Raw genomic sequence first — 23,730 nt, 5'->3', positions numbered from 1 at the left:
TCAGGAAGATTCCATGTCGATCAGAACGTGCATACTTGCTGGTGCAGCTACGGCGCTGTTCTTCGTCGCAACGCCTTCAATTGCCACAGAAGCGCCCTTCTCGCGCACCCTTTTTCTGGGCGACAGTTACACCGACAGTGGCTATTACCGGCCGTTGCTACCTCCTGGGGTTCAAGCTGGGCTAGGTAAGTTGACCACCAATCCGGGCAAGGTCTGGTCAGAGCATTTGGCTGACCACTATGGTGTGGATGCAAGCGCCAACGGCAATGGCCAGACGGGCGACAATTACGCTGCGGGTGGTGCGCGAGGGAGCATGCCGGCGGCCGGTGAGCTTGGGCCGATCCCCTCGTTGACAGACCAGCTGGCTCAGTACTTTTCGACCACTGGTGGTGTCGCTGATCCCCGGGCGCTGTACACGGTCTGGGGCGGCATCAATGACATGGCGTCTATTGTCGACCCTAGCCAAGTGCCAGTCGTGGTCAGTGCGACAGTGACTGACCAGATTGGCATCGTGGTGGGGTAGCCTTCGTAACGACACTCAGCGTTATGATCATGGCCGCCTGTACGACGGCTCGGCCCCTGCTGGCTTGTTTGGCGTCGATTGGTCCCGCAACGGCGTTGTAATGGGAGGCTTCGCCGGTGTTGGTCGCATGGAGGCTAACTTCGGTGCGCATCAAGGGGGCTACACGCAGTCCGACTCAACCCTCGGCCTGTTTAGTGGCTGGTACGGTGAGCGAATGTGGGTGAATGGCCAGGTCAGCTATAGCTGGCTGGATTATGACGTCACCCGTAAGGTTCAGATCGGACCTGCTACCCACACCCACAACGGTACTCCAGAAGGGCACAACCTCACGATGGCCCTTAACACCGGTTATGAGTTCGACAATGTGGGCGATTTGCGACATGGGCCGCTGGCCGCAATCATCTGGCAGCGGGTGGAGTTAGATGACTATGTCTAGAGCAATAAAAGCTTCACCGCCATGGGCTATTACGATCAAAAGGTTGACTCGACCGTGGGTCGAATTGGTTGGCAGGCCCGTCTACGAGCAAGTCGTTTTGAGCCTTATGCACAGATCACCTACGATCAGGCGTTTGAAGGCAGCAAGCAGGCTAACGCATGGCTGCAAACCGTACCTGGAGCTGGCCCGTATCGGGTGCCGGGGCTGGAGTTCGACCGTTACTACGTGACTGCGCTGCTGGGGGTGCGGGTAGTGTTAGGCGATGTGAGCGCCAGTATCGGAGTTACAACGACCACCCTGCAGAGCGAGGCCCAGGACGCCAGCTTGTTTGCGAGTTTCAGTGGCAGCTTTTGAGCGATGTGTGGACAGCCTGCATCTAGCCAGGTGTAACGCACACAAGAGCGGTTGGTGGAACTATGTCATACCAATGAGGTACCTGAGCGAGGGTATGAGCAGGATGCTTCCTGATACAGGCGAGCGACTAGACCCTCGGCAATAGCGATGGCCTGTCACTCAACCCACCTAGCAATCAAGCAAACAACCGGGCCAGGCACCCCAGCTTCTTCTTGTACGACCGCCGTGCCTCCAACGCCTGCTCCAGGCTCACCGCCAAGAACCGCGCCTGCTGATTGGGCTGCATCTGCCCGATCAGGTCCAGGTCGGCGCTGATCACCGTGCCGATCATGGCATACCCGCCGCCCGACACCGCATCGCGGTGCAGAATGATCGGCTCCAGCCCCGCTGGCACCTGGATCGAACCGATCGGATAGCAGCTGTCGACGATGTTCGAGGGGTCCGAGCCTGCGCCAAACGGCTGCTCACGTGGCTGGAAGCTCAATGCGCTAGCGCCCTTGTAGCGGTAGCCGATACGGTCCGCCTCGGAGCCGACGGTCCACGCCTGAGTGAAGAAGCTCTGCGCCGCCGCGTCGGTCAGGCGATGGAAATACAACCCCGGCACCACCCGCACTACCACCTCGCCACCCAGCGCCTGGCGCAGGGCCATCGGCAGGCTCGCGCCAGCCCGGGTCTTGCCGCTGGGCACACCGACCGGCAATACATCACCCGCCATCAACTTGCGCCCGTGCAGCCCGCCCAACGCACCCAGGGCGTAGGTCGAACGGCTGCCGAGCACTTCGGGTACATCGATACCGCCGGCCACGGCCAGGTACGCCCGGGCACCTGCGGTGGGGAAGCCGAAACGCAACACCTGCCCTGCCCTGACCGCAAACGCGGTGTCGGGGCGCTGCTCACGGCCGTCGAGCAAGGCGGGCATCTGCGCTCCGCATACCGCCACCAGCGCATCGTGCTGGAACTCAAGCTCTGGTCCCACCAGCGCGCATTCCAGCCCTGCTGCACCTGCCGGGTTGCCGACCAGATGGTTGGCGGCGCTCAGGGCATATTGGTCGAGCGCCCCGGACGGTGGAATGCCCAAGTGGTAATAGCCTTCGCGACCAAGGTCCTGTACCGATGTGGCCAGGCCGGGTTTGAGTACCTTGATCATGCCAGCACCTCCTGCAGCGTCTTGGGGTAGCCGACCGGGTCGGCGAGGAAGGCATCCAGGGAAAACGTCACCGGGCGAATGCGCAGGTTGAAGTGGCCCTCCTCCACATCCGCAACGGCCTGGTCATAGGTTCGGCGGTCGATAGGCTTGAACTGCACGATGTCCCCAGGGCGGAAGAACACCATGTGCGCCTTGAGGTAGGCCAAGGTCTGCTGCGGGTCGTAGATCGGCGCCGGGGTAACGCCGAACATCTGGTAGCCGCCTGCTCCGCGCACCGAGTAGATGCACCCGAAGCAACCGCCATGGCCGAGGGTCAACTTGGGTGTGTCGGTACGCGGACGCAGGTACTTGGGCACCTGCAACTGCCGCTCGCGCTCGACCATCTGGAACATGAACGGTAGGCCGGCAACGAAGCCGACCATCGACACGAACCAGGGCGCGCCACTGTGCGCGGCAATGAACGCCTCGACATCGGCCTGGCCGTTGACCCGCACCGCATACTCAAGGTCCGTGCTGCTCGGGTCCTGGTGACGGTCACGAAAACGCATCAGGGTTTCGTGGGTCCACGGGTCGTTGTACAGCACCGGGATTTCGATAATGCGGGTCTGCAGCGAGCGCTCGGCCACCGCCTCTGCCTCGGCGCCGCGTACGGCTTCGAGCAGGGCCTGGGGGGCAATGCGGTCAGGGTCGAAGCGGATCTGGAACGAGGCATTGGCGAGGCATACGTCGAGTACGCCCTCCAGGCCAAGTCGCTCCACCGCGCGGGTGACGGCCATGCCCTTGAAGAAGGCCTCCAACGACATGCTGTCACTGACTTCGGCAAACAGGTGCTCGTCGGCACCGAAGCTGTAGCGGATCGGGGTTGAAGCAACCGGCTCGGCCATGACTGTTCCTTTTCTTGGAATCTTTATAGAAAGGCAGGCGAAAACAACTCAATGCAACGGCCCCGGCCTTTGAGCGCCGGGTGCCGATAAAACTCAGCGTGGCGCACGCACCTCGATACCCGCCCGATCGAGCGCCTGGCGCGTGGCCTCGACCAGGTCGAGCGCCCCTGGGGTATCACTGTGCAGGCAAATGGAATCGAACTCGATGGCCAGGTCCTGCCCCTCTACCGTGCGCACCAGGCCTTGCTGGCAAGCCCGCAGCACGCGCTCAGCGACGGCCTTGGGGTCATGGCTGCGCACGTTGCGGGTGAACACGATAGAGCCGCTCATGTCGTACTCGCGGTCGGCATAGAACTCGCGGATCACCGGCTGCCCGAGTGCCTGGGCGACACGGCAGATCACCGAGCCCGGCATGCAGTACAGCAGCAACTGCGGTTCGATCACACGCAGGTTCTGCACCAGCAGCCGTGCAGCCTCTTCATCGCGCGCCAAGTGCATGTACAACGCGCCGTGGGGCTTGATGTGTTGCAGCGTCACCCCCTGGGCACGGGCGATTTCACGCAGCGCGCCCAGTTGGTAAAGCATGTCGTCGACCAGCTCCTGGGCCGGGGCATTGATGTGTCGCCGGCCGAAACCGACCAGGTCACGAAAGCCCGGGTGTGCCCCGACCGCCACCCCTAGCGCCTTGGCCCGCTCGACAGTACGGCGCATGGTGCCCGGGTCGCCGGCATGGAAGCCAGTCGCAATGTTGGCCGAGCTGATGAAAGCCATCAACGCCTCGTCGACGCCGTCACCAATGGTCCACGGGCCGAATCCCTCTCCCATGTCCGAATTGAAATCCACCACCTGCATGAATGTATCTCCTGGTGCTTGTGACTGCGTGAAAGCCACGTTAGATTCTCCTCTCCCCCTTGGGAAGATCTATAAACAGATAGGGTGTCTTCTGAAAATCAGATACACCGGGAGCCTACTTTGTCACTGACCCTGCGCCAGGTCCGCTACTTCGTGGCCACTGCCGAGATCGGCCAGATTTCCCAGGCGGCGATCCACCTGAACATCTCTCAATCGGCCGTGACCACGGCGATCAAGGAACTGGAGGCGATGCTCGGTGTGCTGCTGTTCCAGCGCTCGGCCCAAGGTATGAGCCTGACCGAGGCTGGCCGGCATTTTCTCAACCGGGCCTATGTGATTCTGCGCAGCGTGGACGACGCGCTGAACAGCCCGCTGCCTGACGTGCGCGCCAGCGGCCTGCTGCGCCTGGCCGCCAGCTATACCGTGATGGGCTACTTCCTGCCGCACCACCTGCAACGGCTGGAACACTGGCACCCGGACGTGACCCTGCACGTGCATGAACAGGAGCGCAGCGCCATCGAACAGGGCCTGCTTGAGGGCCGTTTCGACATGGCTGTGGTGCTCACCGCCAACCTCACCCACCCGGACATCGTCTCGGAAACCCTCTTCAACTCCGAACGCCGACTGTGGCTGCCCGGCCACCACCCGCTGTGCGAGCGCTCTGCGGTGAGCCTGGCGGATGTGGCCGGCGAACCGTTCATTCTGCTGACGGTGGACGAGGCCGAACAAAGCGCCATGCGCTACTGGGAGCAGGCCGGGCAGCGGCCCAGCGTGCGCGTGCGGACCAGCTCGGTGGAGGCCGTGCGCAGCATGGTGGCCAATGGCAGCGGCGTGGCGATCCTCTCCGACCTGGTGCACAGGCCCTGGTCGCTGGAAGGCAAGCGGATCGAGACGGTGACCATCAGTGACCCGGTGACGCCGATGAGCGTGGGCCTGGCCTGGCACCGCGAGCGGGCGTTCAGCCCGGCCATGCAGGCGTTGCGCAACTACTTCCACAGTGCGTTTCTGGCACCGCAGCAGCTGTCGGCGCGGCGCTGACCCTTTTCCCCCTGGGAACACGCCGCGCAGGCATTGCGAACGTTCCGCGTGCGAAGCCGTCATAACTGTGGCCGGTGCCGACACGCAGAGAGGACGCGAGATGACTCAACCCGACCCGTCATACATCCAGTGGCTCGAAGACCGTTCCATGCTCAAGGCCTCCCAGCAGCGGGCCCTTTTGTATTCGGGGCAATCGCGCCTGTGGCAAAACCCCTATGCCGAGGCCCAGCCCCGCCGCGCAACCGAGATCGCCTCGGTGTGGCTCACCGTCTACCCCGACGCCATCATCGCCCCCGACGACTGCTCGGTGCTCTCGGCCCTGGCCCACGAAGCCTTGTGGAAGCGCTTGTCGGAGATCGGCATACAAGGCGTGCACACCGGCCCGATCAAGCAGTCTGGCGGTGTGCGCGGCCGCGAGTTCACCCCCAGCGTGGACGGCAACTTCGACCGCATCAGCTTCGACATCGACCCGCTCTACGGCAGCGAGCAGGAGCTGATCCAGATGAGCCGCATGGCCGCGGCGCACAACGCCGTGACCATCGATGACCTGATCCCCTCGCACACCGGCAAAGGCGCCGACTTCCGCCTGGCAGAACTGGCCCACGGCGCCTACCCCGGGCTTTACCACATGGTCGAGGTGCGCGAGGAAGACTGGCCGCTGCTGCCCGACGTACCCGCAGGGCGCGATTCGATCAACCTGCTGCCGGCCGTGTGCGATGCGCTCAAGGCACGCCACTACATCGTCGGCCAGTTGCAGCGGGTGATCTTCTTCGAGCCTGGGGTCAAGGAGACCGACTGGAGCGTCACCCCGCCGGTCACCGGCGTCGACGGCAAGACCCGGCGCTGGGTGTACCTGCACTACTTCAAGGAAGGCCAGCCGTCGCTCAACTGGCTCGACCCGACGTTTGCCGCCCAGCAGATGATCATCGGCGATGCCCTGCATGCGCTGGACTGCCTTGGCGCGCGTGGCCTGCGCCTGGACGCCAATGGTTTTCTCGGGGTGGAAACCCGCCTTGAGGGCACTGCCTGGTCCGAGAGCCACCCCCTGTCGATCGTCGGCAACCAGCTGATTGGCGGCATGATTCGCAAGGCGGGCGGTTTCAGCTTCCAGGAGCTGAACCTGACGATCGACGACATTGCCCTGATGTCCAAGGGCGGCGCCGACCTGTCCTACGACTTCATCACCCGCCCGGCCTACCAGCACGCGCTGCTGACCGGCGACACCGAATTCCTGCGCCTGATGCTCAAGGAAATGCACGGTTTCGGCATCGACCCGGCTTCGTTGATCCATGCTTTGCAGAACCATGACGAGCTGACCGTCGAACTGGTGCACTTCTGGACCCTGCACGCCCACGACATGTACCTGTACAAGGGCCAGACCCTGCCCGGCAACATCCTGCGAGAGCACATTCGCGAAGAAATCTACGAACGTCTGTCGGGCGAACATGCCCCTTACAACCTGCGCTTCGTCACCAACGGCATCGCCTGTACCACCGCCAGCCTGATCACGGCCGCCCTCGGCATCCGCGACCTCGATCAGATCAACGCAGCGGATATCGAGCGTATCCAGAAGATTCACCTGCTGCTGGTGATGTACAACGCCATGCAGCCTGGCGTGGTGGCGCTGTCCGGCTGGGACCTGGTCGGAGCCCTGCCCTTGCCCGCCGAGGCGGTGGCAGAACGCATGCTCGATGGCGACACCCGCTGGATCCACCGCGGCGGCTACGACCTGGCCGGCCTTGCCCCGCACGCCGAGGCCTCGGTGCGCGGCATGCCCCGTGCCCGCGCGCTTTACGGCAGCCTCGACAGCCAGCTGGAACACCCCGATTCATTCGCCAGCAAGGTGAAGAAGCTGCTTGCCGTGCGCCAGGCCTACGGTATCGCCACCAGCCGCCAGGTGCTGGTGCCCGAGGTCAGCAGCCCTGGGTTGCTGGTGATGGTGCACGAGCTGCCGGCCGGGCGCGGGGTGCAGATCAGCGCGCTGAATTTTGGCCAGACGGTGATCAGCGAAGCGCTGCACTTGACCGGCTTCACGCCGGGGCCGGTGGTGGACATGATCAATGAAACGGTCGAGGGCGACTTGACCGAAGATGGGCGGCTGGTGGTGAACCTGGACCCTTACGAGGCACTGAGCCTGCGCATCGTGAACAGCAGCGGGCATGTCTGAACGGTCGCGGCCACCTTGCTTTTACCGCTTCACAGGCTTAGTTTCCGGGTGACTTCATTTTCCCGTGCCCAGGAGCAACTTCCATGTACACCGGCATCGTCCAGGCCGTCCGCCCTCTGCTTGCGGTGAACACCTACCCAGGCCACAAGCAGTTCACCCTCGACCTCACCCCGGAGCTGCTCGACGAACTCAAGATCGGCGCCAGCGTCAGTGTCGAGGGTACCTGCTTGTCGGTTACCGAGATCGACGGCACCGAGGTGAAATTCGACGCCATGAACGCCACCCTGGAGCGCACCAACCTGCGCTGCTTGAAGGCTGGCCAGGGCGTGAACATCGAACGCTCGGCCAAGATGAACGCCGAGATCGGCGGCCACTTGATGGCGGGCCACATCGCCACCACCGCCGATATCGTCGAACTGTCGATCGAACCGACCGGTGCGTTCATCAAATTCCGCATGCCGCCCGAGTGGGCCAAGTACGTGTTCCCCCGCGGGTTCCTTGGTGTGAACGGCTGCAGCCTGACCGTCGCTGATGTCGAAGACACCGTCATCACCATCAACCTGATCCCCGAAACCTTGCGCCAGACCACCTTCGCCAACTACCAGGCCGGCGAGCTGCTGAACATCGAAGTGGACCACCAGACCATGGTGTTGGTCGATGTGGTCGAACGCACCCTCAAGGGTACCCTGGCCCGCGAAAAGCTGTTGCCCTGAACATGCTGCCCAACGCGTTGACATCGCACAGTGCGCGGCGGCTGAAGCTGCGCAGCCTGCGAGGCCGGGTGGGCCTGGGGCTGGTGGCCGGGCTGTCGGTGCTGGCCGGCATGACCGATGCCATCGGCCTATTGGCCCTGGGCGACTTTGTTTCGTTCATGAGCGGCAACACCACCCGCCTGGCCGTCGCGATCAGTGAGGCGGATGCGGCCATGGTGCTGCGCCTGAGCGGAGCGGTACTCGGCTTCGTCGCCGGTAATGCCCTGGGCGTGTTGCTGGCCCGCAGCTTTCGGCGCCGCGCCTGGCCGGTACTGCTGGTGGTCGCGGGGCTGCTGGGTGGCGCTGCGGCCTGGCCGCTGGCCGCGACCTTTCCGGCGTTGCTTGCGGCGACGCTGGCCATGGGCATGATCAATGCGGTGGTCGAGCAGGTGAATGGCCTGCCCATCGGCCTGACCTATGTCACCGGTGCCCTGTCCCGCTTCGGCCGCGGCCTGGGCCGCTGGGTGCTGGGCGAGCGGCGCAATGGCTGGCGGGTGCAGCTGGTGCCTTGGGCCGGCATGCTGCTGGGCGCCGCCCTTGGCGCCTGGCTGGAGCACCGCTTGGGCTTGCAGGCGCTGGCGGGCAGTTGCGCGCTGGCGTGCCTGCTGGCCTTGGTGACGCGGTTCATTCCGCGCTCATGGCAACTGGGCTACATGCCACGCTGATCAGATGCTGCGCATGATACGGCCATCGACCTTGATGCAATAGACGATAGAAAAACTACTGACCAGATGCCTGCGCCTGTTGCAACAACCAGCTGCGCACCCTCTCCAGTGCTGGCGCTTGATAGGCATTGCGCGGCCAGACCAGGTAAAACGCCTGCTCCAGCACCAATTGCTGCTCGAACACCAAGGCCAACCGCCCTGCTTCAATGTCGTTGCGTACGAAGAAGTCGCTGGCCAAGGCGAGCCCCTGCCCGGCCACTGCAGCATCGATCGCCAACGATGTCTGGTTGAAGCGCACATTCTTGGCCCCAGCCAACAGCGGCTGCGCAAAGACCTCGCCGATAAAGGTTGGCCAGAAATTGTGCGCATCGTGCAGCAGCGCGAAGCGGTGCAAGTCGTCAAGGGAAGCCGGCTTGCCCAGTTGCGCTAGTAGCCCAGGGCTTGCCACGGCGACGATGCGTTGCTTGAGGAAAGGCTCGACATGCAAGGCCGGGCCGAACGGTGGGCGGCCGTAGCGCACCGCGATATCCACGCCCTCAGGGCGGAACTGCGAGAGGCGATCAGTGGCCAGTACCTGCAGGTCGATATCGGGGTGGTCATGGGCAAGTGACGCCAGCCGAGGGATCAGCCACTTCGCCGCAAAGGTGGGCGTAACGCTGACCGTCAGGTGGGACGCATCGGGGTGCAGCGCCTGGGTAGCCGAGGCGATCAAAGCGAACGCACTGCGGATATCGGCGCTATAGCGCTGGCCGGCGCCGGTTAGCCTCAGGCCCCTGGGCAACCGTTCGAACAGTTTGACCCCAAGGTTCGCCTCCAGCCCGCGAACCTGCTGCGCCACCGCCGCCTGGGTTACCCCCAGCTCGTCCGCTGCCAGGCGGAAGTTGAGGTGGCGTGATACCACCTCGAACACCCGCAAGCCATTGAGTGGCGGTAGCGCCGAAAAGCCCTCGGCCATATAAGTTATCTACTGAGTAAAGGGCCTTGTACCTTACTCGATACGCGGATGTTGCTGCACCAGCAATTTGCGTTTGGCCTCAAGCTCTGCAATCTGCGTGTCGATGTCTTCGATTTTCTGCTCGATGTTGTCGTGGTGCTCCTGCAGCAGCTCGCGTGCTTCCTCGATGTCAGACGCGGCAGGCGCCGCGCCGCGCAGGGGTTTGTTGGCGGTTTCCTTCATGGTCAGGCCGGTGACCAGGCCGACGGCCGCAATCACCATCAGGTAGTAGGCCGGCATGTACAGGTTGCCCGTGCTTTCTACCAGCCAGGCGGCCAGGGTCGGGGTAAGGCCGGCGATCAGTACCGAGATGTTGAACGCGCTGGCCAGGGCGCTATAGCGAATGTGCGTGGGGAACATCGCTGGCAATGTCGAGGCCATCACGCCGATGAAGAAGTTCAGCAGCACGGCAATGATCAGCAGCCCGGCGAAAATCAGCCCAAGCACGCCGCTGTTGATCAGCATGAAGGCTGGGATAGCCAGCGCGAACAGGCCGACACTGCCGACCATGATGAAAGGCCGGCGCCCGAACTTGTCACTGAGCAGCCCGATGATCGGCTGCACGAACAGCATGCCGACCATGATCGCGATGATGATCAGCACCCCGTGGTCTTCGCTGTAGTGCAGGTTGTGCGACAGGTAGCTGGGCATGTAGGTGAGCAGCATGTAGTACGTGACGTTGGTGGCGATCACCACGCCAACGCAGGTCACCAGGCTGCGCCAGTGCTGGGTGGCCACCTCTTTGAACGACACCTTGGGGCCGGAGGCCAGGCCTTCGCGGTCGCCTTGTTCGAGCTTTTCGACGTGCTGCTGGAATGCCGGTGTCTCCTCCAGCGCGTGGCGCAGGTAGAGGCCGATGATGCCCAGCGGCAAGGCCAGGAAGAACGGCAGGCGCCAGCCCCACTCAAGGAACTGCTCCTCGCCCAGCACGGTGGAAATCAACACCACCACGCCCGCACCGAGAACAAACCCTGCGATGGAGCCAAAATCCAGCCAACTGCCGAGGAAGCCGCGCTTGCGGTCGGGCGCGTACTCGGCGACGAAAATCGAGGCCCCGGTGTATTCACCGCCTACCGAGAAGCCCTGGGCCATCTTGGCCAGCAGCAGCAGGATCGGCGCCCAGATGCCGATCGAGGCATAGGACGGTATCAGGCCGATGGCAAAGGTGCTCAACGACATGATCACGATGGTGGCGGCGAGAATCTTCTGCCGGCCGAACTTGTCGCCCAATGCCCCAAAGAACAACCCGCCCAGCGGGCGGATCAGGAAGGGTACCGAGAACGTGGCCAAGGCGGCGATCATCTGCACGCTGGGGTCGGCGTTGGGGAAGAACACCTTGCCGAGTGCGTAGGCGACGAAGCCATAGACGCCGAAGTCGAACCATTCCATCGCGTTGCCCAAGGCGGCGGCGGTGATCGCTTTGCGCATCTTGGCGTCGTCGACGATGGTGATGTCTTTCAGGCCGATCGGTTTGACGCTTTTCTTGCGAGATTTCATGCTTATATCCCTGTCGCTGAATGCTCTATGGCATCAGAGACTAAGGGACACTAAATAATTCAGCGCTTAATGAATTTTTGTAGTTTCAGGGCAGGCTGGGGGCTTGTAGGAGAGGCCTTGCGTCGCGAAAGGGCTGCGTAGCGGCCCCGGCGATTTTTGCTGCGCCACAGATCCTGGGGCCGCTACGCGCCCCTTTCGCGACGCAAGGCCGCTCCTACAGGCCGCCCCCCACAAGGCAGCCGGCCCTATCAGATACCTTCGCGCGCCAGGTCCATGGCGAAGTAAGTCAGGATCAGGTCGGCACCCGCCCGCTTGATGGCACCGATGCTTTCACGCATCACGCGCCCTTCATCGATGGCACCGGCCAGGCCGCCGAACTTGATCATCGCGTATTCACCACTGACCTGGTAGGCCGCCAGTGGCAGGCGCGAAGCAGCGCGGATGTCGGCGATCACGTCAAGGTAGGCGCCGGCCGGTTTGACCATCAGCACATCGGCCCCTTCCTGCTCGTCGAGCAACGATTCGCGCACGGCTTCGCGGCGGTTCATCGGGTTCATCTGGTAGCTCTTGCGGTCACCTTTGAGGGCGGTACCGCCGGCCTCGCGGAACGGGCCATAGAGCGACGAGGCGAATTTGGTCGAATAGGCCATGATTGCCGTGTCATGGAAGCCTGCGGCATCCAGCGCACCCCGAATCGCCTGGACCTGGCCGTCCATCGCCGCCGATGGCGCGATGAAGTCGGCGCCGGCGGCGGCCGCGATCACGGCCTGCTTGCCCAGGTTGACCAGGGTGGCGTCGTTGTCCACACCGTGGTCGTGCACCACACCGCAATGGCCGTGGCTGGTGTATTCGCAGAAGCAGGTGTCGGACATCACCACCATTTCCGGCACGGTGTCCTTGCAGATCCGCGCCATGCGCGCCACCAGGCCGTTTTCGTTCCAGGTGTCACTGCCGACCTCGTCCAGGTGGTGCGAGACGCCAAAGGTCATCACCGACTTGATGCCGGCACGGGCGTAGCGCTCGATTTCTTGCGCCAGCAGTTTTTCAGGGATGCGATTGACACCCGGCATGCTGGTGATCGGCACGAAATCATCGATGCCTTCTTCGACGAAGATCGGCAGGATCAGGTCTTCAAGGCGGAACTCGGTTTCCTGGAAGATCGAACGCAGGGATTCGTTCTGGCGCAAGCGACGAGGACGAACGGAGGGGAAACGGTTGGACATGACAGCTCCAGGGAATATGGACGGCGTACACCATATGCCTGTTGAGCCCCAGTGAAAAGGCTGAATGAAGAGATTGTGTCTTGCATCAAGGGTAATAGCCTGGATTAGCCGTGCCTCTTCGCGGGTAAACCCGGGAAGAGGCTGGTATAGGCACTTCACTCCACCAACCGCGGCGCCCCCACATCTGCCGCCTGCCGATCCAGCCCATGCGCCTCAAGTATACGGGCAATCTCGCCACTGCCATGCAACGCCTGGATGTTGGCATCCAGCGCCTTGCCCAGTTCGACGTTGCTCAGCATGTAAGGGATGCTGGTCTGCCCCGGTTGCTCGGTCGCCTTGACCCGTGGATCCGGCTCGGACACTTTGATGCTGGCGCCCTTGTACGCCCCCTTCTGCTGCGAGGCGACGGCCACCGCATGGCTGTCGATGCCGGCCTCGATGCGCCCCGAGGCCAGGTCCTGGGCCATGGCCACCGGGTTGGGGTACAGCACCAGGTCGTCGCCCAGCACCGTCTTCAGGTCACTGACCCACAGGTAGCCCTGCACCGTCCCCACGCGCTTGCCCTCCAGCTCGCTGACCTTGGCATAGCCCTGGGGCGAGATGATGCCCATCACGTCCAGGTACAACGGCGCCGACAGCCCCAGCACCTTGCCGCGCTCCGCCGTGCGGTACCAGTCGCCAATGACCACGTCGGCACGGCGGGCCACCACCGACTGGATTGCCGCCGAGGGGTCGAGCACGCTGGCCTTGATGGTCAGGCACTCCCGGGCCGCGATCTGCTTGATGATCTCGCCATCAACGCCGCCCAGTGCCTGGCCGGTGCCAGGGATCGAGTACGGCGGGAAGACCCAGGCTGCGACGGTGAGCACACCAGGGGTCAGGGTTTCGAACGTGTGGGTGGGTTTGCACTCGGCCATGGCCTGGGCGCTGCCGACCAGGGCCAGGCACAGGCTCAGGCAACGGGTAACGCGCTTGAATGGTTTCATCACGGGTACCTTTCAGGAAGTGAATGTAAAAGCAGCATCAGCAAGCAGGTTGCACGCCGGGCGCCAAGCGTCGCTCCAGGGCAGCCACGCCCAGGCTGGCCGGCGCGCAGACTGCCGCGTACATCAGCCCGGCCAGCACCAGCACCGGCATGTACTGGAACGTCGAGGAGCCGATGGCCGAGGCGCGGCTGACGATCTCAGGCAAGGCGATGGTGAAACACAGCGAAGAAGCCTGGAACATCATGATCGAGAAGCCGAGCAACGACGGCAGCGCCACCCGCAAGGCCTGGGGCAGGATCACATAGCGCAGGGCATCGACCCGGTTCAGGCCAATCACATCAGCCGCCTCGTGCTGGCCACGGGCAACCGCCTCGATGCCGCCGCGGATGATCTCGCTGGTGTACGCCGCCGTGCAGTACGCCAACGCCAGCACGGCCGCCCAGAACGAGGTCAAGGTCAGGTTCACCGACGGCAGGCCGAAGTAGAAGTACTGCAACAGGATCAATGCCGGCGCCCCCCGCCCCAGTTCGACGATGATCAACGCCGGGTAGCGTATGGCCTTGCCCCTGGCGCCTACGCCCAGGGCCAGCAGCAGCCCCAGCGCGATGCCCAGCAGCAGGCTGATGGCGGTCACCTGCAACGACAGGACAAAGCCCTTCCATAACTCCGGAAACCACTGCGCCCACAGTGTCAGCAGCGCGTTCATAGGCTGATCCTCCGTTGCAAGGTGCTCGACAACCAGCGCGAAGCCAGCGCCACCGGCACGCTGAGCACCAGGTACACCAGCGCAGCCGCGCTGTACACGCCCAGCCCCTGGAAGGTTTGCTGCGAAACCTGGTACGCCTGGAAGCTGATATCCGCGACACCCAGCGTCGACGCCACCGCAGAGTCCTTGAGCAGGCCGATGGCGTAGGTGGCCGCTGTCGGGATGGAAATGCGCACCAGCTGCGGCAACACCACATCGAAGAAACGCTGCGGCGCTGACAGGTTGAGCACATGGGCGGCTTCATACTGGCCATCGGGGATCGCCGCAAAGGCGCCCCGGTAGACCTCGGCCATCTGCGCGGCGGTAATCAGGCCAAGGCCGACCACCGCTGCGACAAACGGCGACAACGTGACATAGCCGCCGCCAATGCCGAAAAAGATGAAGAACAGCCAGACGATCGGCGGGATCGAACGCAAGGTCAGCACCAGAGCCGCGCCCAATACCCGCAACGACGGCACCTGTGACATGCGCAGCGCACACAGCGGGAACCCCAGCACCACACCGACAGCAAAGGCGCAGACGGTCACACCCACGGTCCACGGCACGCCCGCCAGCAGCATCATGAGGATATCGTTCATCAGCGGTTCCTCACGGCCTGGAGGAACTTGCTCACCCGTTCATGGCGTGGCTGGCGCATCACCTGGGCACTCGGGCCCTGTTCGATGATGCGGCCCTCGGCCATGACCACCACGCGGTCGGAGACGGTCTCGGCAAAGTGCATTTCGTGGGTCACGACGATCATCGACATGCCCTCCCCGGCCAGCTCCTTCATTACCGCCAGCACCTCCAGGCCGAGCTCCGGGTCCAGTGCCGATGTCGGTTCATCGAACAGCATCAACTGCGGCTCCAGCGCCAGGGCGCGGGCGATAGCGATGCGTTGCTGCTGCCCGCCCGAACAGCGCGCCGGATAATGCCCGGCTTTGTCCGCCAGGCCCACGCGCTCCAGCAACTGCATCGAGCGCGCATCGGCCTCGCGCTCACTGCGCCCCAGGGTTCGGACCTGCGCCAGGCTGACATTGCGTAGCACCGTCAGGTGCGGGAACAGGTTGAACGACTGGAACACCATGCCGATACGCCGGCGCAGTTTCAAAAGGTCCGCCCGCGCCATCGGCGTGGCGGCGTCGATGTCCAGCTCATCAAGGCGGATACGCCCACGCGTCGGCGGCTCAAGCTGATTGATGCAGCGCAACAAGGTGCTCTTGCCCGAGCCGCTGGGGCCAATGATGGCCACGACCTCGCCCTTGCTCATCTCGAAGTTGACGTCGTGCAGCACCTCGTATTTGCCAAACTGTTTGTAAAGCGATTCCAGGCGCAGAAACGCAGGCTTCACTGCAGGCACTGGCGGCACCTGACGCAGGGGGATACTCATCGGGTTCATGTGCAGGCCCTCCCCTCAATAGCGGTCGTCGTCGACCAGCGGCGTGCTCGACAGCTTGACCGCACCCTGGGCGGTGATCAGCACCTGCTCTTCAAGCTTGACGCCCTCGCGCCCGCCTTGCTCGCCGATGTAGCTCTCGACCGAGACCACCATGTTCTCCTCGAACACGCCGTCGTAGCCCCATTCGGCAAAGTCCACGGCGTAGGCCACGCTGGGGTACTCGTCGACCAGGCCCACCCCGTGCAGCATCATCATGTAGCGGTTGTGCTCGAACCGCTGCGGCACCGGCCAGCAGTGCGCGGCGAACTCGCGGAATGAAAGCCCCGGGCGCAGCAGCTGGAGGTTATGGCTGACCTGCTGCGAGGCAATGTCGAGCAGCGCGCGCTGGGCCCCGGTCACTGGTTTGCCAGGGCAGACGAAGCTGCGCGAGATGTCCGACAGGTAACCGCCGGGGCCGACCATGTCGGTGTCGAAGCAGACCATCTCGCCCGCCTCGATGACTTTGTCGGTGGCGTCCTGGAACCACGGGTTGGTGCGCGGACCGGAGCTGAGCAGGCGGCTCTCGGCCCACTCGCCGCCCTGGGCCACGTTGGTGCCGTGGAGGATGCTCCACAGCTGGTTTTCGGTAATACCCGGCACCAGGCTGGCCCGCATGCGGGCGATGGCCAGGTCGCACACGGCCATGGACACCCGATGGCTGGCGATTTCCTCGGCGGACTTGATCAGCCGCGCCTGCTCCATCAACGGCTGGGCGTCGAACAACGCGATGCCTTTGGCCTTGAGCTTCTCGGCCCCCCAAGGGTCACAACGGTCAACCGCCAGGCGGCGATTGCCGCCACTGTGGCGCAGCATCAGCTCGGCCACTTCCGCCGCCCACAAGGCCGCCTTCTCATCGACCCTGGGGCCGGCCAGAAAGTACAACCAGGGCAGCGCCGGGCGGATCTCGTCGATGGTCTCGACGTGCTCGCTGTTGTGCCGGCTGCTGGTGAACTCGAACAGCACCACCGGCCCTTCCGTGGGCACGAACACATAACGGCTGGGCGAGTGCATCACCCACAGGCCAAGGTTGTTGGTGTCGGTGGCATAGCGGATGTTGATCGGGTCGGCGAGCAGGATGCCGCCATAGTCGTGCGCACGCAGTTGCTGGCGAATACGCTGCAGGCGGTATTCGCGCAGGGCCTTGCGGTCGATGGCGGCCTGGGCCGCGAGCAGGCCGCTGTCTACCGGTGCCAGGGCATGGCCGGTGACGCTGGCGTCGGTGCGAAACTGCAGGGATGACGGGGTGAGCAGGCAGGGCTGCTCGGTCGATTGGGTACCAATGTGCATGGTTACACTCTCCACTGGATATCGTTGTCGTTGTTGGAGCCAGGGCAGTAACAGCGGGTGGTGCTGGGTTTATAGTTTTAAGGTGCAGCGTACCGATCAGAGGTCTTTCACCAGGCGCAGCGCGTCATAGATGGCCGCGTGGGTATTGCGCGAGGCCACCGCGTCGCCGATGCGAAACAGTTGGAAGCGCCCGTCGTTGCGCCGGGCCACAGTTTGCGGGCGGCCGGCAATGAGGTCCATGTACTCCACCGCCCCTTCATTGCTGGACAACGGGCACAGCTGGAAATACAGCTCGTCCAGCGGGCGGGTGCCATGGTTGACCACCACCTGGTCGACTTGCCGGGTCTGGCGCAGCTCGCTGTAGTCGGTGCCGATGCTGGCCAGCAGGCCGGCTTCACCCTTGTGTACCGCCTTCAGCCGCCAGGTGACGGTGAAGGTCGTGTCCAGTTGCTGCAGGGTGCGCATGTAGGGCACCAGGTTCATGCCCATGACTTCTGGCGAGAAGGTTCGGTCGGGGGTCATGATCTCGGTGCGTGCGCCGCTTTGCGCAATGAACTCGGCGGCCTGCAGGGCGGCATGGTCCCCGGCATCGTCATACACCAGCACGTTGCGCCCAGGCTTCACGTCGCCGGAGATGATGTCCCAGCTCGACACCACCAGGTCGTTGCCGTGCTCCAGCACTTCGGTATGGGGAAGCCCACCGGTCGCGACGATGACCACATCGGCGGCCTCGTCGAGGATGATCTGGCTGTCGGCCCACACGTTGTAGTGGAAGGTCACGCCCAGGCGCTCGCACTGGGCCAGACGCCAGTCGACGATGCTGATCATTTCCTTGCGCCGCTCGGACTGCGCGGTCAGGCGGATTTGCCCGCCGGCCTTGTCAGCCACCTCGTACACCACCACTTCATGGCCACGCTCGCCCGCCACCCGCGCCGCCTCCAGCCCTGCCGGGCCGGCACCGACGATGACCACCTTGCGCCGCACCGGCGCCTTGGCGATGTCGTGGGGCATGCTGGTTTCGCGCCCGGTGGCGGCGTTGTGAATACAGTAGGCGGCACCACCGTGGTAGATGCGGTCCAGGCAATAGTTGGCGCCGACGCAGGGGCGGATCTGGTCTTCGCGGCCTTCGATGATCTTGCGCACGATGTGCGGGTCGGTCATGTGCGCGCGCGTCATGCCGACCATGTCCACCAGGCCTGCGGCGATGGCATGGCGGGCCGTGGCCACGTCCGGGATCTTCGCCGCATGGAAGGTCGGGAAGCCGGTCAGCGAACGGATCTCGCCGGCGAAGTCCAGGTGCGGGGCGTTGCGCATGCCTTGGATCGGGATGATGTCGGTAAGGCCTGCGTCGGTGGCGATATTGCCGCGTATCACGTTGAGAAAGTCGATCATCCCGCTGTTTTTGAGCAACTGCGAAATCTGCAGGCCTTCCTGCCGGGTCAAGCCGCCGGCCAGCACTTCGTCGCCGGTGTAGCGGATACCGACGATGAACGCGTCGCCCACCCGCTGCCGAATCGCGGCGAGCACTTCGAAGGTGAAGCGCAGGCGGTTTTCCAGGGAGCCGCCGTAGACGTTCTGCAACTCGTTGGTCAGCGGTGACCAGAACTGGTCCATCAGGTGGCCGTAGGCCTGCAGCTCGATGCCGTCGAGCCCGGCGGCCTGCATGCGTTCGGCAGCGTCGGCGTAGTCCTTGATGATGCGCTCGATGTCCCAGATCTCCAGGCGCTTGGGGAAGGCCCGGTGCGCCGGCTCCTGGTTGTGCGACGGTGACACCACTGGCAACCAGTCGCCTTTGTCCCAGCGGGTACGCCGGCCCAGGTGGGTGAGCTGGATCATCACCGCCGCGCCATGCTCGTGGCACTCGTCGGTGAGGTCTTTCATCCAGCCGACCACCTCGTCCTTGTAGGCCAGCACGTTGTTGAACACTGGCGGGCTGTCTCGGGAAATGGCGGCGGAGCCGGCGGTCATGGTCATTGCCACGCCGGCCTTGGCGCGCTCGACATGGTAGGCACGGTACAGCTGCTTGGGCATGCCGTCTTCGGGGTAGGCCGGTTCGTGGGAGGTGGTGATGATGCGGTTGCGCAAGGTGAGGTGCTTGAGTTGGTACGGCTGAAGCAACGGGTCATTTGACATGATTGTTCTCGCGTTCAGGGCATCAGGCAAAAACGACATTAGCCCCCATGTACACAGGTGTCAATTAATTAGACACAGGTGTACATTGCGCTTGCCAGCCTGCCATGGATACGGAAGAATGCGCCCATGAACATGACTTCGAAGACCCCAGAACTCGCCGCCCGCGGTTCGCTCGAAAGCTGGCTGAACGCCGCTTACGAAACCCTCAAGGAATCGGGGGTGGATGCTGTGCGGGTATTGCCGCTGGCGAAAAAACTCAACCTTGCCCGCACCAGTTTCTATTGGTACTTCGAGGACCGCGAGGCGTTGCTGGCAGCGCTGATCGAGCAGTGGAAGCGCAAGAACACCAGCAACCTGGTGAGCCATTCACAGGCGTATGCGGCGTCGATCAGCGAGGCGATACTCAATGTGTTCGATTGCTGGCTGAACAGCGAACTGTTCGATTCGCAGTTCGAATTCGCCATGCGCAGTTGGGCCCTGCAGTCGGAACAGGTAGCCGCCGAGATCGTCGAGGCCGACGCCCTGCGCATGGAGGCCCTGAAGCAGATGTTCGACCGCTTCGGCTTCAGCGAGGATGCCGCCGCCACGCGCGCCCGCTCGATCTACCTGGCGCAGATCGGCTACATCAGCATGAAGACCTACGAACCGCTGGCGCTGCGGATGCGCTTCATTCCAGAGTACCTGCGGATTTTCACCGGGGTTGAGCCTGAGGCCCATGAACTGGAGCGGTTCTACCAGCGCAACGGGTTTGTGCCGCCAGCGAACTGAACCTCGCCAGCGCCACAGGGTTGGGCCGCCAGGCGGCCCCAATGGGCTACTGCATCCAGGGCGGAGGGGGTTCTTCACCCTTGACCGGGCCACGCTCGGCGTCCGCCAAGGCGGCGCGGCGGCGGGCGTCATCGAACCGCGCGGCTTCGATTTCACGCAGCACGCCATCCACGTCGGCTTCCTCGTCGTCGTCAGCGAACACGCCGGTCAACGGGCTGTCCGCTTTCAGTTCGCCCGCTTCGAACAACGCCCACATTTCCTGGGCATAGCGGGTGTCCTTGAGCTCCGGGGCGAAGCGGCCGAAGTAATGGGCCATGTTCGACACATCACGTTGCAACATGCTGAAGGCATGGTTGTTGCCGGCTGCATCCACCGCTTGTGGCAAGTCGATGATCACCGGGCCGTCAGGGCCGAGCAGCACGTTGAACTCGGAGAGGTCGCCGTGCACCAGCCCTGCGCAGAGCATCAGGACGATCTGGCGGATGACGAATGTGTGGAATTCGCGGGCTTCTTCGGCTTCCAGGTGCACATCGTTGAGGCGCGGGGCGGCGTCGCCGTCGGCGTCCGTCACCAGCTCCATCAACAGTACGCCATCCTGGAAATCGTAAGGCTTGGGCACCCGCACACCGGCGCTGGCCAGGCGGAACAGGGCCGCCACTTCAGCGTTCTGCCAAGCATCTTCGGCCTCTTTACGGCCGTACTTGGAGCCTTTGGCCATGGCGCGGGCCTGGCGGCTGTTACGTACCTTGCGGCCTTCCTGGTACTCGGCGGCCTGGCGGAAACTACGCTTGTTGGCCTCTTTGTAGACCTTGGCGCAGCGCACCTGGGTACCGCAGCGCACCACGTAGACCGCAGCTTCCTTGCCGCTCATCAGAGGTCGCAGTACTTCGTCGACCAGGCCGTCTTCGATCAGGGGTTCGATTCTTTTTGGAGTCTTCATCAGGCTTGAGTTCTGGGGTCCTGTGGCCGAGCCGTGGAGGTGGCGGCCATCCTCTCACAGCCTGATGGATCTTGCTCGTCTGAGATGCAACGTTCGTCTGTTACCGGCCGCCTAGGCGCCCTGCCCCACGGTGCTGCCTGGCGCCACCCGCGCCCGTCGGCGCGTGATCAGCAACCCCGAGCACACCACGAAGACCGCCAGCACCAGGGTGGAAACCACCTCAAGGCGATGGTCCGGGCGCAACAGCATCACCACCAGCACGCTGCTGATGAACAGGATCACCGCCCAGGTCAGCCATGGGAACAGCCACATGCGGTAGTTCAGTGTCTTGCCTTGCGCAGTCAGGCGCTTGCGCAGGCGCAGCTGGGAAATAGCAATCACCAGGTACACCAGCAAGGCGATGGCGCCGGAGCTTGCCATCAGGAAGCCAAACACCTTGGCCGGCACCAGGTAATTGGCGATCACCGCCAGAAACGCCGCACCGGTGGACAGCAGCACCGCGACAATCGGCGTACCGCTGCGGCTGGTCACTTGGGCACAGGCCGGCGCATCACCACGACGGCTCAGCGAATAGACCATGCGCGACGCGGTGTACAGCGACGAGTTCAGGCAACTGGTGACCGAGGTCAGCACGACGAAGTCGATGATGGCCTTGGCATGCGGCACACCAAGCGTATCCAGCACCGTGACGTAGGAGCCCTCGGTGGCCAACCGCGGGTCGGTCCAGGGCACCAGCGCGATGACGATGAAGATCGACAGGATGTAGAACAGCGTGATCCGCCAGATCACCGAGTTGGTGGCCTTGGAGATATGCTTGCCCGCCTCGTCCGACTCGGCGGCGGCAATGGTCACCACCTCGGCCCCAAGGAACGAGAACATGGTGATCAGCATGGCACTGAGTACCGCGCCGAAGCCATTGGGCATGAAGCCGCCGGTGTCCCACAGGCGCGAAACACCGCTGACGCCGGCGCTGGGCAGCAGGCCGAAAATGGCGCAGGCGCCCAGAATGATGAAGGCGACGATGGCAATGACCTTGACCAGCGCCAGCCAGAACTCGAACTCGCCGTAGTTCTTCACGCTGAACAGGTTGGTGGCCGTCAGCAGCAGCGTGATCACCAACGACAGCACCCAGATCTCCATCTGCGGCACATAGGTGTTGATGATGGTGGCGGCAATGTTGGCCTCGATGGGGATGATCAGCACCCAGAACCACCAGTACAGCCAACCGATGGTATAGCCGGCCCACTTGCCGATGGCGAGGTCGGCATAGGTGGAAAACGAGCCGGTATCCGGTGAGGCGACCGCCATTTCGGCCAGCATGCGCATGACCAGCACCACCAGCCCACCGGCCAGGATATACGCGAGGATGGTGGCGGGCCCGGCCTCGGCGATGGCCCGACCGGAGCCGACGAACAGGCCGGCGCCGATCACCCCGGCGATGGACAACATGGTGACGTGCCGCGATTTCAACCCATGACTCAAATTGTTCTTGTCTGTTTGCATGGCCTTACCTTCTTGTTCTTGTCATGCCCGCGCTGCGCCGTCTAGCGAACACGGGCGCGAAAAAGCCCACCCGGCCCTAAATGGTGAGTAGGGCCAGGCGGGTTGAGTAAAACGAAACGCAGATCCGCTGGGGTTGCCGGCCTGCTCAGCCGGCAGCGCGCTGCTTGCCGGCCAGGTCTGGCTTGGGCAAGCCGCCCCCCTGCAGGGCGACTTGTGCGCAGACCTTCTCGACGATGTAGGCGCCGATCGGGATGGCCGAGGTGGCGGCAGGCGATGGCGCATTGCAGACGTTCACGCTGCGCGCCGAATTGACGAAGAGGAAATCGTCGATGAGCTTGCCATCGCGTGACACCGCCTGTGCCCGGACACCCGCCGGGTAAGGTGTGAGGTCATCCTTGGTGATGCTCGGGCAGTACTTCTGCACCTGCTTGAGGTAGCCGCCCTTGAACAGCGAATTCTTCATCTCGATCAGGCCCGGGCGCAGGTTCTTGGCCAGCACCTTGAGGATGCCGGGAGTGGTCAGGGTCTGGAACATGTCCGCCACGCTGACGTCGGCCTTGCGGTAGCCTTCGCGCTTCATCGCCAGCACCGCGTTGGGGCCCACGGTCACGGTGCCGTCGATCATGCGCGTCAGGTGCACGCCCAGAAACGGCATGGACGGGTCCGGAATCGGGTAGATCAGGTGGTTGACGATCTGGTTGTGCTGCTTGGGCAGCAAGTAGTACTCGCCGCGGAACGGGCAGATCACAAAGTGGGTGCGGATGCCAAGCATGCTCACCACGCGGTCGGCCATCAGCCCCGAACAGGTGACCAGGAAGCGGCTGTGCACCTCGTCGCTGCGGGTACGCACGACCACTTCGCTGGCGCGCTCCTCGAGGCCGACCACTTCGGCGCTGTAGCGGATCTCGCCACCGGCACGCTGGAATTCACGGCCCATGGCCGCCGTCACCTCGGCGTAATTGACGATGCCGCTGGAGGGCACGAAGATCCCGCCCAGGCCGACGATATTGGGCTCGCGCTCATGCAGCTCGTCGGCCGACAACCACTGGCGCTCCAGGCCATTGGCCGCGGTGCGTTCCCACAACGCCTTCATGCGTTGCATTTCCAGGTCGTTGGTGGCCACCAGCAACTTGCCGCATTCATCGAAGGCGATGCCGTGCTGGGTGCAGAAGGCCTTGGTTGCCTTGTTGCCTTCCAGGCAGAAGCGTGCCTTGAGGCTGCCGGGGGTGTAGTACACCCCGGCATGGATCACCCCGCTGTTGTGCCCGGTCTGGTGGCGCGCCGGGCCGGACTCCTTCTCCAGCAGGAGAATCTTGGCGTCCGGGTACACCTTGATCAGGTGCATGGCGGTGGACATGCCCACAATGCCACCGCCGATGATGATGAAATCGTACACAG

The 23,730-nt window shown here is 63.6% G+C and carries 21 protein-coding genes and 1 pseudogene; 7 read left to right on the top strand and 15 right to left on the bottom strand.

Translation table 11 applies throughout. From position 1 onward, the window contains the following. The first annotated feature begins 13 nt into the window (after window positions 1-13). The gene (locus tag CKW22_RS27705) at window positions 14-523 is read left to right on the top strand and encodes an SGNH/GDSL hydrolase family protein (protein ID WP_218192463.1); all 510 of its coding nucleotides are present in this window, start codon (window positions 14-16) and stop codon (window positions 521-523) included. Then, window positions 504-1,313: pseudogene (locus CKW22_RS27980) on the top strand (autotransporter outer membrane beta-barrel domain-containing protein). Before CKW22_RS27705 ends, CKW22_RS27980 begins: the two are co-directional and overlap by 20 nt. A gap of 175 nt (window positions 1,314-1,488) precedes the next feature. Here CKW22_RS27980 and CKW22_RS21280 read toward each other — a convergent pair. The 3 genes from CKW22_RS21280 to CKW22_RS21270 all read right to left on the bottom strand — a co-directional run bounded on the left by CKW22_RS21280 (window position 1,489) and on the right by CKW22_RS21270 (window position 4,196). Continuing rightward, window positions 1,489-2,460: a biotin-dependent carboxyltransferase family protein gene (locus CKW22_RS21280; RefSeq protein WP_095065030.1), complete on the bottom strand. Its 972-nt coding sequence runs from the start codon at window positions 2,458-2,460 to the stop codon at window positions 1,489-1,491. Further along, window positions 2,457-3,344 (bottom strand): allophanate hydrolase subunit 1, encoded by an 888-nt coding sequence (locus tag CKW22_RS21275; RefSeq protein WP_095065028.1) that lies wholly within the window; start codon window positions 3,342-3,344, stop codon window positions 2,457-2,459. The genes CKW22_RS21280 and CKW22_RS21275 overlap by 4 nt, the downstream gene beginning before the upstream one ends. A gap of 93 nt (window positions 3,345-3,437) precedes the next feature. Further along, complete coding sequence (locus tag CKW22_RS21270) at window positions 3,438-4,196, bottom strand: 5-oxoprolinase subunit PxpA (protein WP_095065026.1); 759 nt, start codon at window positions 4,194-4,196, stop codon at window positions 3,438-3,440. A gap of 120 nt (window positions 4,197-4,316) precedes the next feature. On the opposite strand from CKW22_RS21270, the gene CKW22_RS21265 reads away from it, so the two are divergent. From CKW22_RS21265 to CKW22_RS21250, 4 genes are all read left to right on the top strand, one after another. Continuing rightward, on the top strand, window positions 4,317-5,234 hold the full coding sequence (locus CKW22_RS21265) for a LysR family transcriptional regulator (RefSeq protein WP_033697548.1): 918 nt from the start codon (window positions 4,317-4,319) through the stop codon (window positions 5,232-5,234). 100 nt (window positions 5,235-5,334) lie between these two features. Then, window positions 5,335-7,401, top strand: coding sequence for a maltose alpha-D-glucosyltransferase (gene treS / locus CKW22_RS21260; protein WP_047583354.1), 2,067 nt, complete (start codon window positions 5,335-5,337; stop codon window positions 7,399-7,401). Window positions 7,402-7,484: 83 nt separating this feature from the next. Beyond that, window positions 7,485-8,114: a riboflavin synthase gene (locus CKW22_RS21255; RefSeq protein WP_033697546.1), complete on the top strand. Its 630-nt coding sequence runs from the start codon at window positions 7,485-7,487 to the stop codon at window positions 8,112-8,114. Between the two features lie 2 nt (window positions 8,115-8,116). After that, the gene (locus tag CKW22_RS21250; RefSeq protein ID WP_033697545.1) at window positions 8,117-8,818 is read left to right on the top strand and encodes a YoaK family protein; all 702 of its coding nucleotides are present in this window, start codon (window positions 8,117-8,119) and stop codon (window positions 8,816-8,818) included. 55 nt (window positions 8,819-8,873) lie between these two features. Here CKW22_RS21250 and CKW22_RS21245 read toward each other — a convergent pair whose 3' ends face one another. The 9 genes from CKW22_RS21245 to CKW22_RS21205 form a co-directional block, all read right to left on the bottom strand. After that, complete coding sequence (locus tag CKW22_RS21245) at window positions 8,874-9,773, bottom strand: LysR substrate-binding domain-containing protein (RefSeq protein WP_033697544.1); 900 nt, start codon at window positions 9,771-9,773, stop codon at window positions 8,874-8,876. A gap of 33 nt (window positions 9,774-9,806) precedes the next feature. Continuing rightward, window positions 9,807-11,309: a glycine betaine/L-proline transporter ProP gene (proP, locus tag CKW22_RS21240; protein WP_033697543.1), complete on the bottom strand. Its 1,503-nt coding sequence runs from the start codon at window positions 11,307-11,309 to the stop codon at window positions 9,807-9,809. Between the two features lie 248 nt (window positions 11,310-11,557). After that, window positions 11,558-12,532, bottom strand: a complete 975-nt coding sequence (gene hemB / locus CKW22_RS21235) for a porphobilinogen synthase (protein WP_033697542.1) — start codon at window positions 12,530-12,532, stop codon at window positions 11,558-11,560. Between the two features lie 155 nt (window positions 12,533-12,687). Continuing rightward, window positions 12,688-13,521: an ABC transporter substrate-binding protein gene (locus CKW22_RS21230; RefSeq protein ID WP_033697541.1), complete on the bottom strand. Its 834-nt coding sequence runs from the start codon at window positions 13,519-13,521 to the stop codon at window positions 12,688-12,690. A 34-nt stretch (window positions 13,522-13,555) separates the two neighbouring features. Continuing rightward, window positions 13,556-14,224: an amino acid ABC transporter permease gene (locus CKW22_RS21225; RefSeq protein WP_033697540.1), complete on the bottom strand. Its 669-nt coding sequence runs from the start codon at window positions 14,222-14,224 to the stop codon at window positions 13,556-13,558. Next, entirely contained in the window at window positions 14,221-14,862 is a 642-nt protein-coding gene (locus CKW22_RS21220; RefSeq protein WP_033697539.1) for an amino acid ABC transporter permease, read from the bottom strand. Before CKW22_RS21220 ends, CKW22_RS21225 begins: the two co-directional genes overlap by 4 nt. Next, a complete protein-coding gene (locus CKW22_RS21215; protein ID WP_152604613.1) occupies window positions 14,862-15,653 on the bottom strand; it encodes an amino acid ABC transporter ATP-binding protein in 792 nt (263 codons plus the stop codon). Before CKW22_RS21215 ends, CKW22_RS21220 begins: the two co-directional genes overlap by 1 nt. Window positions 15,654-15,677: 24 nt before the next feature. Beyond that, window positions 15,678-16,988, bottom strand: a complete 1,311-nt coding sequence (locus CKW22_RS21210; protein ID WP_033697536.1) for a Xaa-Pro peptidase family protein — start codon at window positions 16,986-16,988, stop codon at window positions 15,678-15,680. Between the two features lie 96 nt (window positions 16,989-17,084). Next, a complete protein-coding gene (locus CKW22_RS21205) occupies window positions 17,085-19,121 on the bottom strand; it encodes an NADH:flavin oxidoreductase (protein WP_033697535.1) in 2,037 nt (678 codons plus the stop codon). 126 nt (window positions 19,122-19,247) lie between these two features. Here CKW22_RS21205 and CKW22_RS21200 point away from each other — a divergent pair, with 126 nt between their 5' ends. Further along, window positions 19,248-19,889 (top strand): TetR/AcrR family transcriptional regulator, encoded by a 642-nt coding sequence (locus tag CKW22_RS21200; RefSeq protein WP_047583361.1) that lies wholly within the window; start codon window positions 19,248-19,250, stop codon window positions 19,887-19,889. A gap of 46 nt (window positions 19,890-19,935) precedes the next feature. On the opposite strand, the gene CKW22_RS21195 is transcribed toward CKW22_RS21200, so the two are convergent. The 3 genes from CKW22_RS21195 to lhgO all read right to left on the bottom strand — a co-directional run bounded on the left by CKW22_RS21195 (window position 19,936) and on the right by lhgO (window position 23,728). Beyond that, a complete protein-coding gene (locus CKW22_RS21195; RefSeq protein WP_033697531.1) occupies window positions 19,936-20,829 on the bottom strand; it encodes a PA4780 family RIO1-like protein kinase in 894 nt (297 codons plus the stop codon). Window positions 20,830-20,940: 111 nt separating this feature from the next. After that, window positions 20,941-22,332, bottom strand: a complete 1,392-nt coding sequence (gene gabP / locus CKW22_RS21190; RefSeq protein ID WP_033697528.1) for a GABA permease — start codon at window positions 22,330-22,332, stop codon at window positions 20,941-20,943. 145 nt (window positions 22,333-22,477) lie between these two features. Beyond that, window positions 22,478-23,728 (bottom strand): L-2-hydroxyglutarate oxidase, encoded by a 1,251-nt coding sequence (gene lhgO / locus CKW22_RS21185; RefSeq protein WP_047583362.1) that lies wholly within the window; start codon window positions 23,726-23,728, stop codon window positions 22,478-22,480. Between the last annotated feature and the right edge of the window lie 2 nt (window positions 23,729-23,730).

The organism is Pseudomonas sp. Irchel s3f19, from assembly GCF_900187555.1.
Taxonomy (GTDB): domain Bacteria; phylum Pseudomonadota; class Gammaproteobacteria; order Pseudomonadales; family Pseudomonadaceae; genus Aquipseudomonas; species Aquipseudomonas capeferrum.
Note: the sequence above shows the minus strand (reverse complement) of the source record. Positions and strands in the feature narration are given on the sequence as shown.